Here is a 14,451-nt window from a genome sequence, read left to right as displayed (position 1 = left end):
GATGTACACATACTGCATCGAAAGTAGGAGGGAACATAAAGTACATCTTTTTCACTTAAAAAGTAAAGGGAACTTCTTGCAGAGTTTTTCCATACATTAAGTATTTCTGTGTAATCTCGGGAAGAAGATAGGGCGATTTTATATGACATATGGGTTTATCGAACATGATACTTATTAGTTGGTGGTTTGTGTTTGTGGCAATTGTCGTCGCATGACTTTCTTGAAATCCCGAACAATTTGTTCTCCCATATTTACAATAGTACTGTCGACTTTGTGTATTTCTACCGGTGTGACAGCGTTTTTGTATTTGGCTTTGCCCATACCGAACTTCATTTTATCTAAATTTCCCGAAATATTCAGTCCCAGTTTGAAGGGTATGGGCGATTTGAGTATGGATATGTGATAATTGAAATTCATATCCAAGTCTTGGTTCCCTCCTACGGCAGCCCGGTAGCGATCCATTTCTATTACAAACGGGTAGACAGTTACATTACCGTCTTCGACACTGATGTTGACAGAGATACTGTCGATCAAATTTCTCTCTTTGTTCTTGAAGAAAAATTTTTTCGATATTTCGGCAAAAGTTTCACCGTCGAGAAGGACGAGGCTATCGCCTTCAACATGGATAGCTGATCGTAATGAGGGTATTTTTATATTGAGGCATGAGTCTAAGCCCGACTCGGCCGATACATTGAAATCGACAGTTCCTTGAAATGACCGTAGCATGGGGACAATAGTATCTAACGAAGGAATAAAATCGACAAGTTTCCCTATATTGATATTATGAAGTTTGAAATCGAATCCGGCATATCCTTGCTCTGGTTGTCGGGCTTGATAGATCAGCGTCGTGCGCATAGTCGCATCCATTCCTTCCATACTGAGCTCTTTGAGGTGAATGGCTTGATTGCGTATATCTATTGCACCGTGTACGTTTTTGAAAACCATTTTCCCGTAACGAACCCGATTCAAATTGGTTTGTAATTCAAAATCGATATTTCGAGGAATAACGAATAGTTTTAGGGCTGTCGACGTAGTGTCGGATTCAGTTTCGATTTGAGCAGTGTCTTTTGGAAAAGAGATAGACCGAATTAACTGGTTACAATTTAGATTCTTAGAGGAAAGTGTTAATGTGGCCCGTAGTTTTTTATTGTGACGCATAGCGCCATATAAATCGTGAATCGCACCGGTCGCCGTTAAATCGGATCTTCCTATTTTCATGGTCGCGTTATGTAAAGTAATAGCTCGATTACCGACTGAAATTGCAGTCTTTTGCATTCGAATAGGTAAAGCCGATTGTGGGGTACGTACAAAAAGCCGATTAAAACCTACTATGCCTTTTGGAATCCACAAAGAGTCTTTTAATTGTTGTGCCGTTATTGTAATCCCGGCTTTGTCCATGCCCAATTTAGTATCTCCGAGACGGCAGAACAAGGTGTCGGCTTCTAATGCGAATCCTATTTCGGGTCGGGTAGGATTGTTTTCTGTCGGTTGTAATTTTATGGTTGCGGCAGTTTTTCCGCAAAATAAATTTGATGTATCCGGTAGGGATGCTTTTAGTTTGTTTGCATTTAGTTTACACTCTACAAGAGCGATTCGTGTAGTATCTTGTGGGTTGGTCGTTTTTATTAAAGCCGATAGATTGTTTATCGATGAGTTTAATCGCGTTGAGTGAAAAGCCATATTTCCTATTTCGATATGGGCTCCTAATACATCGTTTCCCACGAAAGACAGTGAAGCATCGCTCGTGAATTCGAATTTCTTATTTTTGTCTCGTAAAGCCAATTTGCTCATATTTATTTTTCCTTTGGCCCGAATTCGTCCTATGTCTTTCTTTTTGATAGATGACAAACGACAACGCACGTTCATGTCGGCATCTAATTTCCCTTCGATACTCACACCATCTTGTAAAGGAAATGTTTGTGCCAATGCAGTTAGGTCTATCGTAGATTGGGTATGAAACGAGATGTCGGGATCGCCTAATAGATCATTTACTTTGGCGTCGGCCAAGATATCGGTGTGAGCTCCTTTGAAGTGAAATATTTTAAGATCGAGATAAGATGGCGATTGTCGCATTAAGTCTATCTGTCCGAAAAAGTTGGCTTTAAGTTCATCTATTCCATAGGGCAATTGGGCATATTGGGCGGATGCATCGTTTATTTCTATTTTTAATGTAGCTAATGGCATTTTCCCTTTTCCATATAGACCTTTTAGATTGCCATTAACTGTAACGTCGCCTTTGGCCGAAACTTTTTCTTTTTTGAGAATACTTTCGGGAATCATGTGAAGGACTGTTTCCAACGAAGGAGCATGTAGCCCGTATTGCAGATCGATATCTAACGCTTGTGCGGTCGTGTCTTTACAGATAGAACCGTGTATGTCTAATTTTATGCCGTTAATCTCCATCATAGCATCGTGCAAGGAAAGAGCCCGTTTCGAACGATTTAGCTCGATGGCGGTTTGTAGGTGGGTGGCGATACGATGAGCCAGTAATTCACCATTTTGCCAGAACAGAATGTTTTTGTTGTTGAAATCCAACGTTAACGTAGACTGTTCTTTCTTTAAATTTGCTTTTAATTTAAGATTTGCATCCCATAGATTGGCGAAGACATTCGTTTCCCGATCGTCGAAAGTGACCGTGGTATGATGTAGCGAAACGTGCTTGATGTCTATTTCGTTAATAACTGGCGAAGTAGCGGTTGTTGTATCGGGTGTATTTGTCGTGTCGGCGATCAATATATTCCAGTTGGCGATTCCATCTTTTCCTTTAAAGGCGTATATGTTTGTACTATCCAATGATAATCGGTTGATACTGATCTTTTTTTGTTGCAAATAATCGACGAGATTGATTACGGCAATGGCTTTTCGAAAAGAGGCTAATGTGTCGGTACGTTGCCATAAAGAATCACGGATAGCCTTTGATACCAATGTGCCATTTTCCAATTTTATTCCAAAACGGGGAAAAGTTGAAAAAAAGGTCAGCTCTACGCTATTCATATCGAGCTTGGCATTTATGTTTTGATTGGCTACGTTTAATACGATGGGGGTCAATTTTTCAGGCGTAAATATAAAATTTATGGAGAAAGCGATTACTGCCGAGAGAAAGACTATCAACGCTCCCAGTGTAATACCCGTAATCTTAAACAATTTTTTTGTTCGGTTTTTCATATTAACACTCTTTTAGTCATACAAAAATAACAAGAAAGTTGTGAAAGCTGTTTGTATTTGTATGAAGTAAATATTTTTTAATTGATATCATACTCTTTTTACATAGCTGATAGTTGCCATAGAGTACACCGGTAGATTGCTATTTGATTCGTAGTGACACTGTTTAACAAAGAATACTTGCTTCTGAAATCCGTTTCGCCTATCTTTGTAAGAGAAGTTTTGAAAAATGATAAGGATAATATTATGTTGGCATATACATACGTTAAACCCGGTAAGTTTGAATTGCAAGAAAAGCCGAAACCCGGGTTGAAAGATTCGCGCGATGCGATTGTGAGGGTGACTCTTGGAAGTATTTGTACCAGCGATCTCCATATCAAACATGGTAGCGTGCCGCGTGCCGTACCGGGAGTAACGGTCGGGCACGAGATGGTGGGTGTCGTAGAAGATGTGGGAGAAGATGTTATAGGTATTAAGCCGGGAGATAGGGTTACTGTAAATGTCGAAACTTTTTGTGGCGAATGTTTCTTCTGTCGTCGTGGGTGTGTCAATAATTGTATGGATCCCAATGGCGGTTGGGCTTTGGGGTGTCGTATCGATGGCGGTCAAGCCGAATATGTTCGAGTGCCCTATGCCGATCAAGGTTTGAATCGTATTCCAGATACGGTAAGCGACGAACAAGCTTTGTTTGTAGGCGATATTTTGGCAACCGGTTTTTGGTCCGTACGTATTTCGGAAATTACATCGGAGGATACGATTCTGATTATTGGAGCCGGTCCTACCGGCATTTGTACCTTATTGTGCGCTTTGTTAAAGAATCCCCGGCGTATTATTGTTTGTGAGCAGTCCCCGGAAAGAATACAGTTTTTGCAAGAACATTATCCCGACATATTGGTAACTACTCCTGAACATTGCGAGGAGTTTGTTCGTAAAAATAGCGATCATGGCGGTGCTGATGTGGTTTTGGAAGTGGCGGGAAGCGAGAATACTTTCCGTTTGGCTTGGAAATGTGCTCGTCCCAATGCTATTGTAACGATCGTGGCACTTTACGATAAACCTCAAATTTTGCCCTTACCCGATATGTATGGAAAAAATCTTATCTTTAAAACCGGAGGGGTGGACGGTTGTAATTGTGCAGAGATACTTCGCTTGATAGAATCGGGCCGTATAGATACCGCGCCGCTCATTACTCACCGTTTTTCATTGAATGAAATTGAGAAAGCTTACCGTATCTTTGAAAATAGAGAGGACGGAGTTATCAAGGTTGCGATAAGAAGTGTTTGAAAATAAGATGAGTCTTTGTATAAGTTTGTAAAAAGATATTGTATTCTAAAATTATAGATTTTAGTCACAAAAGATACTTAATGGCTTAAAATTCTATAATTTCTTGGGCCGTGATTCCATTATCAAGTGCTCTGCTCAAGATAAAACTCAGCTAAGTGAAGATCTTAATGTTACAATAACTAAAACTCAGAAATAAGACTTAGACTTAAGTTCTTCAAAGGATACACCCAAGCCTGAAACGACTTTTAAATACCAGCATAACTTTGATGTAGGACGTGAGAATGCCAGGATTGCTACCAAAGAGGTTCCTAAATTGGATCCGTTTGTGCTGGCTTGGAATAAGCATATTGAATCGATTTAGTTATTTTGCCCTTTAAAATACAGTAGACGGGCTCAATGTGTTTAACTCTGATAACACTATACCTCGCCAGTGTCTTTATTTACATCTTCTTCACAAGTAGAATTGTACATTGTTAAACGAGAAGAATGAAATAACCGCATTTATGAGACTAAGTAATGACGGAATCGAAATATTCCCCGTCATAAGGCCGAGAATTAGGACAACAAGTTGTAGAATAAGAATATCCATCGGATAGATACGAACACAACATAAAAGTCATTCGATTCTACCGCACCTATGTGTTCCAAGATAATCGGTCAGGGCAAAACCGACCTTTCGGAAAAGCTCTACCCTATATTACACCTAGTCATTAAATAGATACGATTATCGCTTATTTCATAAATACGAAATAAACGGCAAGAACAAGGCAGCCGAACGCCGCAATATGGTTCCAATGCAACGACTCTCCTTTAAAAACTACGACCGAAAATAAAGTGAATATGATTAACGTTATTACTTCTTGTATTACCTTTAATTGCATAAGACTAAACGGCCCTCCATTCTCTCTGAATCCCAATCGATTAGCTGGCACTTGGCAACAATATTCGAACAATGCTATACCCCAACTAAGCAATATCACACCATAAAGCGGCCAATTATTGATAACCTTCATTTCTTGCAATTTCAAATGCCCATACCAAGCCAGTGTCATAAACACATTAGAAACAATAAGTAATCCTATTGAATATAATCCTTGCATTGCGTCTTATTTTGGAGTGCAAAGTTACACGAAATAGCAGTAAATAGAATAAATTTCATAGGTCAAATTTATTAAAAGCTGTACAATAAAAAGTCCCCTTCAAAAATTATTCCCCCTCGATATATTATCTCTATATTCACATAATATAAAAAATAGGCTATATCTCGGTAAAATCAAAAATTTGATTTTGTCATCAATTATATTATCTTTGTAGAAATATATAGTAAAGCATTGTATGAATAGAACCCATATTGAAACTTTTTCATACCAGTTATCGCCTCAATACTATTTTAACAGACTGCTGAAAATTTGGTTACATAATAATTGGGGGTGGCTTCTATCTTTTTTCCTCCTTCTCGTGGGGCTATCCATTCAAAACCCTCTATTTATTTATGTAGGACTTATCATTTTATTTTTGGTATTTCCTATGATCATCTCTTACCTGTGGTTCGCTTATGCTCTACACCCCGATTGCCGTATGTCCATACTTTCAAAAACAGTCGAAATAAACAAAAACGGCCTTTCTTGTACTTTCGACGATGGACGAACAGAATCCATAGCATGGGAACGAATTACCCGTATACGTTATACCTCGACAGACATTATCTTCCACTTATCAAACTATATTTTTTTCATTTTACCATACAATTCGTTCAAATCGAATGACGATTTAGAATACTTCTTAAAAAATTTTCTCGCTCTCAACATTCAGAATAAAAAATAATTGTATATTTGAGTACAATTTTTCAAACATGAAAATGTTCAGACAAATTCTAAAATATTCATTTGCAGTCCTAATTGCCTTCTCGACAATCTTCTCATCGAGTGCACTGACGCTTGACGAAGCACGAGAGTTGTACAAGGCCGGTAAATACAAAGAAGCCGCTCCTGTATTCAAGGCACAACTGAAACGCCGCCCCAATGATGGATCGTTGAACCATTGGTATGGAGTATGCCTTTTTCACGAGAAAAAATATAACGAAGCTGAAAAATATCTGAAAATAGGGGCTAAACGTAAAGTTCTCGAATCGCCTCACTATTTAGCAGACATGTATATGGCTCAATACCGCTTTGAAGATGCCATAAGCAGTTATGAAGAATATACAGCTGCATTGTCCAAAGCGAAAAAACAAATACCCGATTCTATCGGCAAAGCCATAGCTCGTGCACGTAGAGCGAAATTAATGTTGCAATATGTCGAACGGGTACAAATCATAGATAGTTTGATAGTTGATGCCGATTCGTTTTTCAAGTATTTCAAAATGTCCCCCGAATCTGGACGGATAGGAACGAATAAAACACTAGGCATAGATATTCCCGAAAACACGATCGGCTATATTCCCCAACGCGGAGACAATGTATTTTTCGGATATCCCCTTGAAGGTAAAGGATATGAATTATGTACAAAAAATAAACTGATAGAAGGGAAATGGAGTGACATCATACCGTTACCCAATGGTGTCAATACAGAACAAGATGAAGCCTATCCATTTTTTCTCAACGACGGAGTTACACTCTACTTTGCCTCAAATGGAGAAGGTTCGATCGGAGGATACGACATATTTATCACCCGTTTAAATCTTGAAAATAACACCTACTTGAAACCCGAAAACGTAGGTATGCCCTTCAATTCGATATACAACGATTACATGATGGCAATAGACGAGATGTTAAACATCGGTTGGTTTGTATCGGATAGAGAACAAATTCCCGGAAAAGTGACAATCTATCTATTTATCCCGAATGAGAGCAAACAAACATATAACATCGATGAAATCAAAACCGATATCAAATCGCTAGCTCTGATTCGATCTATTCGAGAGTCTTGGCCGGAAAATGCAGATTATACCGATTTATTGCAACAATTGGACAATATCAAGGAACCCCAAAAAGAGACTCGCCCCGATTTCATCTTTGCAATTTGTAACGGAATCCATTATACTAAACTTGACCAATTCGTCAGTCTTGAAGCTCGCAATCTATATGTAAAGTCCAAAGAATTACGTAAGAATATCATTCAAATAGAAACTAAGCTCTCGGAACTGCGATCTCAATATGCTAAATCGAAAGGCACAACTTTAAAAAGACTATCGTCCGAAATTCAAAATTTGGAATCGCAACTACTCACACTCTATCCTCAACCGGAAAATTACGAAAATCAGGCTCGAAAGATAGAACTCGATAATTTGCAAAAGGAACATAGATAGAACCTAAATCTAAGAAATATGTTTGATATATTAGCTGTTACACTACTAATAATATTAGCGCTAGTTCTGGCGGTACTGGAAATATTCTTTCTTCCCGGAATTACCATCGCAGGTATATGTTCGGTCTTATTTTATGGAGGTGGAATTTACTATGCCTATTCGGCCTTCGGGACAAATGGGGCTGTAATAACATTATTCATTGCAGCCGTCACTACTATTGCTGTCATCATAGGATTTATGCGATCCCGAAGCTTGGACAAAATGTCTCTGCATACCGAAATAAGCTCGGTAGTACCCTCCCCGATAACCCCTGATATTAAAGTCGGCGACATGGGAGTAACACTAAGTAGACTAAACCCTATGGGAAAAATCATCGTGGGAATCCACACCATCGAAGCCCGCGCAGATAATGAGCTGATTGATGAAGATACACCTGTAAAAATAATCCGCATAGAACCCACGGTAGTCATTGTTTGCAAAGAAACAGAAAATGAAAAAACAGGGAATAATATAAACACTTCTAAACAAAAATAAAATTATGGTAGGATTAAGCGTATTTCTTCTAATTGGCATTATTGCCATACTCGCTGTATTCTTTTACTTCGTACCTTTCCTTTTATGGATTTCGGCACGAGTATCGGGGGTAAGAATCTCTCTTATCCAATTATTCTTGATGAGAATCAGAAAAGTACCGCCACAAGTCATTGTTCGAGCTATGATTGAAGCCCACAAAGCCGGACTTAAAACAATCACGCGTGATGAATTAGAAGCTCACTATCTGGCCGGAGGCCATGTAGAACGCGTCGTACACGCACTCGTATCCGCTTCGAAAGCTAATATAGATTTAGGCTTCCAAATGGCTACCGCTATTGACTTAGCCGGACGCGATGTATTCGAAGCCGTGCAAATGTCTGTCAACCCGAAAGTTATCGACACACCGCCGGTTACAGCCGTGGCCAAAGACGGTATACAGTTAATAGCCAAAGCTCGTGTAACAGTACGGGCAAATATTCGTCAACTGGTCGGCGGTGCAGGTGAAGATACCATATTGGCTCGTGTAGGAGAAGGTATCGTGTCATCCATCGGCTCGTCTGAATCTCACAAACAAGTCCTTGAAAACCCGGATTCCATATCCAAACTAGTATTGAAAAAGGGGCTTGATTCAGGAACTGCATTTGAAATCCTCTCCATTGATATAGCCGATATCGACATCGGTAAAAACATTGGAGCCACTTTACAAATGGATCAGGCACAAGCCGATAAAAACATCGCACAAGCCAAAGCAGAAGAACGTCGGGCCATGGCTATCGCTCTCGAACAAGAAATGAAAGCCAAAGCACAAGAGGCAAGAGCAAAAGTAATCGAAGCCGAAGCTGAAGTTCCCAGAGCTATGGCGGAAGCCTTCCGTTCGGGAAATCTCGGAATCATGGATTATTATAAAATGAAAAATGTCGAGGCAGACACTGCCATGCGTGAATCGATAGCCAAGCCATCGAGTAAACCCGAGAAATAATGAAATCAAGTAATTAGAGAATGAATCGGACATTATAAAAATGTGTATACTCCAAGTAACAGAAAAAAATACTTAGATATACGAAACTTTTTTAGTCCGACGATTGTTATATAAGTAACAAAGAAAAATAAATAATTATGATTTACGAATTGCCTCCATTACCTTATGGTATTAATGATTTAGCCCCTGTAATCAGTCAGGAAACGATAGAATACCATTACGGTAAACATGAACAAACTTATATCGATAACCTAAATAAACTTATCGAAGGAACACCCTTCGCAGACAAGCCTCTCGAAGAAATCATCAAAGAAGCCGACGGAGCTCTATTTAATAATGCCTCCCAAGCATGGAACCACATATTTTATTTCTTCACATTCTCCCCAAATGGGAAAAAAAGTCCACAAGGGAAGTTGGCAGAAGCTATAAATAAGAAGTGGGGAAATTTCGAAAACTTCCAAAAAGAATTTGAACAAGCAGGGACTACTCTATTTGGATCTGGTTGGGTCTGGTTATCCAAAGATAAAGACGGAAATCTGGTTATCAGTAAAGAAAATAATGCAGGCACTCCTTTAACCAAAGGACTTACTCCTTTGTTAACGTTCGACGTATGGGAACACGCCTACTATATCGACTATCGCAACAGACGAGCAGAGCAATTGCACAACCTCTGGAAAATCGTCGATTGGTCGGTTGTTGAATCAAGATATCTATAATTCGCATAGTCGCGCGTGAGCGTAACTCTATCTAGCACTTTAAAATAAGCATAATGTGATGAATTCTAAAAAAGAGATGCTGCGTGAGCAGCGTCTCTTTTTGCATTTAAAAATTCAAAGATAAATTCATATAGACAAAAAAATCATAGTTTTTCTATACATTTAATAAAAAATTCATATATTTGCTTTTCAATTAGATGCAAAAACTTTATTTTTACTTTATAAATCACAAAAACCAAAGGAGTAAAATGGCTACAAAAAAATTTATCCTTGCAGAAAAAGACATACCACAAGCATGGTATAATGTCATTGCAGACATGCCCAACAAGCCAATGAGTCCATTAAATCCGGCAACCAAATCTCCCCTAGCCGTAAAAGACCTCTATCCGATTTTTGCAGAAGAACTCTGTAAACAAGAATTAAACACTTCCGACGCATGGATAGAAATCCCCGAAGAAGTACGCGATATGTACAAAATATGGCGCCCTACTCCTCTTGTCAGAGCTTTGGGGCTCGAAAAAGTATTGGACACTCCTGCACACATCTATTTCAAGAACGAAAGTGTAAGCCCTGTTGGTTCTCACAAACTAAATTCGGCCATACCACAAGCCTACTATTGTAAAAAACAAGGTATAACCAACATCACAACCGAAACCGGAGCAGGACAATGGGGGGCTGCACTCTCTTTAGCCGCAAAAGCATTCGGATTGGAACTTGCAGTCTACATGGTTAAAGTGAGCTTCCATCAAAAGCCCTATCGACGTTCTATTATGCAAACATTCGGCGCACAAGTTATTGCTTCACCCAGTATGTCGACCAAAGCAGGACGTAAAATATTAACCGATCACCCCAATTATCAAGGAAGTTTAGGTACGGCAATATCTGAAGCGATAGAATTGGCAATGAGTACCCCCAACTGTAAATATACTTTAGGTAGTGTACTCAATCACGTATCTTTACATCAAACAGTAATCGGGCTAGAAGCTGAAAAACAAATGGAAATGGCTGGCGAATACCCCGATATTGTCATCGCTTGCTTCGGAGGTGGGTCCAACTTCTCGGGAATTTCATTCCCATTTTTACGCCATAAATTAAAAGAGGGAAAAGACATTCGGTTAATCGCAGCCGAACCTGCGTCCTGTCCCAAATTGACCAAAGGAATTTTTCAATACGATTTTGGAGATGAAGCGGGCTATACACCTCTACTGCCCATGTACACTTTGGGACATAACTTTTCCCCGGCCAATATACATGCAGGTGGACTACGTTACCACGGAGCAGGAACGATCGTTAGCCAACTGAAAAAAGATGGCCTCTTGGAAGCCGTGGACATAGAACAACTCGATACATTCAAAGCAGCTACATTATTCGCTCAATGCGAAGGAATTATCCCTGCCCCGGAATCTTCTCATGCAATAGCCGCCACTATACAAGAAGCATTAAGAGCAAAAGAAGAGGGAAAAGAAAAATGCATCCTCTTCAATCTATCCGGTCACGGGCTCATCGATATGGCTGCCTATGACCAATATTTAGCAGGAGACCTTCTGAACTACAATTTACCAGAAGAAGAAATAGCTAAAAACATCAAGGAGTTAGAAAAAATAATTTAGTCATTCATATTCAAAACAATAACAATCTTATTCGAGACACTGAAAAAATTTCATACCGAAAGTTTGTTCAATAAAAACAAATCGGTTATATTTGCATCACTTTTCAAAAAGCGAATGGCGGTTTAGTGTAGTGGCCTAGCACGCAACCCTCTCACGGTTGAGACTCGGGTTCGATTCCCGGAATCGCTACAACAAGGAATAAAACCTCAAAAGATTATGTATTAATCTTTTGAGGTTTTTCTTTTTCAACAAAAGATAGCTATTTCGAGATTTGACAGGTATCGCGAATCTATAAAAAATAGACCTTGCACGGATTGGTTTGAACAATATCCTCCCCTCGATACAAAACAAAAGTATTCTTCTTTTGTTAGAAAATTGAAATGGTTATAAAAAGAAACTCTGGATAATTTGGTTTCTAAACGAATTATACCTATTTTTACTTTCGGTAGAATTAGTATATTTCTGATTTATACCCCAAATATGTTTTATTAAAAAAATTTTGTATGAAAAAGTACATTTGCACAGCTTGTGAATGGGTTTATGACCCAGCAGTAGGTGATCCTGATGGAGGTATAGCTCCGGGTACTCCATTTGAAGATATTCCAGATGATTGGGTATGTCCAGTTTGCGGACTTGGGAAAGACGCATTTGAAGAAGTAACAGAATAATCCACTTCTTGCTCTCATATGGGGAATCTACATAAAATGTAGATTCCTTTTTATTTATTCCAAAAAGGAAGTAAAATAATTAAGTCTATTTACTTTACGTTCCTTTTCCCCAATACAATTTTTTATCATTTTAAATTCTCTACAAAATTGAATATATAAATTTGATACATGAAAATACTTATCATAGAAGACGAACCCTCCTTACGGGAAATTATGCAACGAGCGCTAGTACAGGAGCGCTATGTAGTCGAAACTGCCAGCACTTATTCCGAAGCAGATGCTAAAATCGCAGCTTATAGTTACGACTGTATTTTACTCGATATCATGTTGCCCGACGGGAATGGGCTACAACTACTAAAACACCTGAAAGAGTTACGAAAAAGAGAAAACATCATTATCATATCCGCTCGTGATTCCCTTGATGACAAAATTCTCGGATTGGATATGGGAGCCGATGACTACCTCCCTAAACCATTTCATACAGCCGAACTCTTAGCCCGTATAAAAAGTGTGCTACGGCGAGGAAAAAGCGGTGGAGAAATGGCATTGATCTTAGGGAATGTATCCCTTGAACCCGAGAGCTCCCGGGTGTTGGTCAATAACAAAGAATTATCCTTATTAAAAAAAGAATTCGACATTCTATTCTATTTCATGCAACGCCCTAATCACTTAGTAGATAAATCTGTCCTTGCCGAAGCCGTATGGGGAGACCATGCAGACCAAGCAGACAATTTTCATTTTGTATATGCTCAAATGAAAAATTTACGTCGCAAACTTATTGATGCAGGAGCCAACATAGAAATAAAAGCCATATATGGATTTGGATACAAACTCGTTCCGCCAATCGAATAAAATCACCGTCTCATGAAACTCATATACCGTATAGCTTTACGTTTATCTTTAATTTTGATTCCGCTCATGGCACTTTGGGCGACTCTCTTCTATTTTATGATGGTAGAAGAAATCAACGACGAGGCCGATGATACGCTGGAAGATTATTCCGAATTGATAATTATACGCATGCTTGCCGGCAGAGAATTGCCTTCCTTAAATAGTGGATCTAATAATAGTTATTCCATAACACCCATTGACGAAGCCTATGCTTCATCAAAACCCCATATCGAATATTACGATGCCGAAGTCTACATTCCAGAAAAAGAAGAGACAGAACCAGCACGCATCCTCTCCACCATTTTCTTAGATAATGATGATAATTACTATGAACTGAAAGTCGCCATACCGACTTTCGAAAAAGACGATTTGGTCAGGACTATTTTATTTTGGATCATACTCCTCTACTTCGTACTTCTCATAACGATAATAGGATCGACAATATGGATTTTCCACCGCAGCATGCGCCCGCTGTATGCACTATTACACTGGCTCGACAATTACACTCCGGGCAGACACAATGCACCAGTACCCAATGACACGAATATTTCAGAATTTCACAAGCTCAATGTCGCAGCACAAGAAGCGGCAAATCGTTCGGAAGAACTTTTCGAGCAACAAAAACAATTTATAGGGAATGCCTCTCATGAACTACAAACTCCCTTAGCCATTTTAGGGAATCGTCTCGAATGGCTGCTCGATAACACAGAGCTCAATGAAACACAAATAGAAGAGCTATTTAAGATGCAAAGAACATTGGGGCATATAGTTCGACTCAATAAAACGTTACTACTACTTACAAAAATTGAAAACGGACAATTCCCCGAGAGCACAAATATAGATTTAGCTTTTATAATTAAAGAACAAATCTCTCTATACAACGAAATATACTCATCACGAAATATTTCCTATACAATAAACATTCCTGAAACATTCATTGTTTTAATGAATGAGTCTTTGGCCTCTACATTAATTACCAATTTACTTAAAAATGCATATGTACATACAACACAAAACAGCAATATCGAAATCACTCTTATCAATCGTACCCTGACAATTGCCAATGATGGAACAACGCCTTTGGACACCGAACACATATTCGAAAGATTTTATCAGGGAAGCAAAAAAGAAGGTTCTACCGGATTAGGCTTGGCCCTGGTAAAAGCGGTTTGTCGATATTACAATCTGCATATAGAATATCAGTTCAAAGAGTCGAAGCACTATTTCTCCATTACTTGGCCATAAACTAAAAAAACGATTTTTTTCAAATAATATCCCAGAATTTCAAATTCATTTCAAA

At 38.9% G+C, this 14,451-nt stretch carries 13 protein-coding genes and 1 tRNA gene; 11 read left to right on the top strand and 3 right to left on the bottom strand.

Features of this window, described 5'->3' with window-relative positions:
• Positions 1-174: 174 nt before the first annotated feature.
• Positions 175-3,165, bottom strand: coding sequence for an AsmA-like C-terminal region-containing protein (locus QVD32_RS07645; protein ID WP_008861719.1), 2,991 nt, complete (start codon positions 3,163-3,165; stop codon positions 175-177).
• Between the two features lie 243 nt (positions 3,166-3,408).
• Between QVD32_RS07645 and QVD32_RS07640 the strand changes: the two genes are divergently transcribed.
• Positions 3,409-4,446 carry an alcohol dehydrogenase gene (locus tag QVD32_RS07640; protein WP_008861718.1) on the top strand — a complete coding sequence of 346 codons (1,038 nt, stop codon included), beginning with the start codon at positions 3,409-3,411 and terminating at the stop codon, positions 4,444-4,446.
• Positions 4,447-5,177: 731 nt separating this feature from the next.
• On the opposite strand, the gene QVD32_RS07635 is transcribed toward QVD32_RS07640, so the two are convergent.
• Positions 5,178-5,546 (bottom strand): DMT family protein, encoded by a 369-nt coding sequence (locus tag QVD32_RS07635; RefSeq protein WP_008861717.1) that lies wholly within the window; start codon positions 5,544-5,546, stop codon positions 5,178-5,180.
• 235 nt (positions 5,547-5,781) lie between these two features.
• On the opposite strand from QVD32_RS07635, the gene QVD32_RS07630 reads away from it, so the two are divergent.
• The 7 genes from QVD32_RS07630 to QVD32_RS07600 all read left to right on the top strand — a co-directional run bounded on the left by QVD32_RS07630 (position 5,782) and on the right by QVD32_RS07600 (position 11,781).
• Positions 5,782-6,270, top strand: coding sequence for a YcxB family protein (locus QVD32_RS07630; protein WP_021892632.1), 489 nt, complete (start codon positions 5,782-5,784; stop codon positions 6,268-6,270).
• Between the two features lie 28 nt (positions 6,271-6,298).
• Positions 6,299-7,753 (top strand): tetratricopeptide repeat protein, encoded by a 1,455-nt coding sequence (locus QVD32_RS07625; RefSeq protein WP_118687270.1) that lies wholly within the window; start codon positions 6,299-6,301, stop codon positions 7,751-7,753.
• Between the two features lie 18 nt (positions 7,754-7,771).
• Positions 7,772-8,287, top strand: a complete 516-nt coding sequence (locus QVD32_RS07620; RefSeq protein WP_008861714.1) for an NfeD family protein — start codon at positions 7,772-7,774, stop codon at positions 8,285-8,287.
• A gap of 4 nt (positions 8,288-8,291) precedes the next feature.
• A complete protein-coding gene (gene floA / locus QVD32_RS07615) occupies positions 8,292-9,266 on the top strand; it encodes a flotillin-like protein FloA (protein ID WP_008861713.1) in 975 nt (324 codons plus the stop codon).
• Between the two features lie 137 nt (positions 9,267-9,403).
• On the top strand, positions 9,404-9,982 hold the full coding sequence (locus tag QVD32_RS07610; RefSeq protein ID WP_008861712.1) for a superoxide dismutase: 579 nt from the start codon (positions 9,404-9,406) through the stop codon (positions 9,980-9,982).
• A gap of 248 nt (positions 9,983-10,230) precedes the next feature.
• On the top strand, positions 10,231-11,592 hold the full coding sequence (locus tag QVD32_RS07605) for a TrpB-like pyridoxal phosphate-dependent enzyme (RefSeq protein ID WP_021892634.1): 1,362 nt from the start codon (positions 10,231-10,233) through the stop codon (positions 11,590-11,592).
• 116 nt (positions 11,593-11,708) lie between these two features.
• Positions 11,709-11,781 (top strand) — tRNA-Glu (locus QVD32_RS07600).
• Between the two features lie 56 nt (positions 11,782-11,837).
• Here the strand turns inward: QVD32_RS07600 and QVD32_RS13295 are convergent.
• Positions 11,838-12,017, bottom strand: a complete 180-nt coding sequence (locus QVD32_RS13295; protein WP_373134476.1) for a glycogen debranching N-terminal domain-containing protein — start codon at positions 12,015-12,017, stop codon at positions 11,838-11,840.
• Between the two features lie 78 nt (positions 12,018-12,095).
• On the opposite strand from QVD32_RS13295, the gene rd reads away from it, so the two are divergent.
• From rd to QVD32_RS07585, 3 genes are all read left to right on the top strand, one after another.
• Positions 12,096-12,260, top strand: a complete 165-nt coding sequence (gene rd / locus QVD32_RS07595) for a rubredoxin (protein ID WP_008861661.1) — start codon at positions 12,096-12,098, stop codon at positions 12,258-12,260.
• Positions 12,261-12,428: 168 nt separating this feature from the next.
• Positions 12,429-13,112, top strand: coding sequence for a response regulator transcription factor (locus QVD32_RS07590; RefSeq protein ID WP_021892635.1), 684 nt, complete (start codon positions 12,429-12,431; stop codon positions 13,110-13,112).
• A 12-nt stretch (positions 13,113-13,124) separates the two neighbouring features.
• Positions 13,125-14,396 (top strand): sensor histidine kinase, encoded by a 1,272-nt coding sequence (locus tag QVD32_RS07585; protein ID WP_021892636.1) that lies wholly within the window; start codon positions 13,125-13,127, stop codon positions 14,394-14,396.
• Positions 14,397-14,451: the final 55 nt, after the last annotated feature.

This window comes from Barnesiella sp. (assembly GCF_022723415.1).
Lineage (GTDB): Bacteria > Bacteroidota > Bacteroidia > Bacteroidales > Barnesiellaceae > Barnesiella > Barnesiella intestinihominis.
Note: the sequence above shows the minus strand (reverse complement) of the source record. Positions and strands in the feature narration are given on the sequence as shown.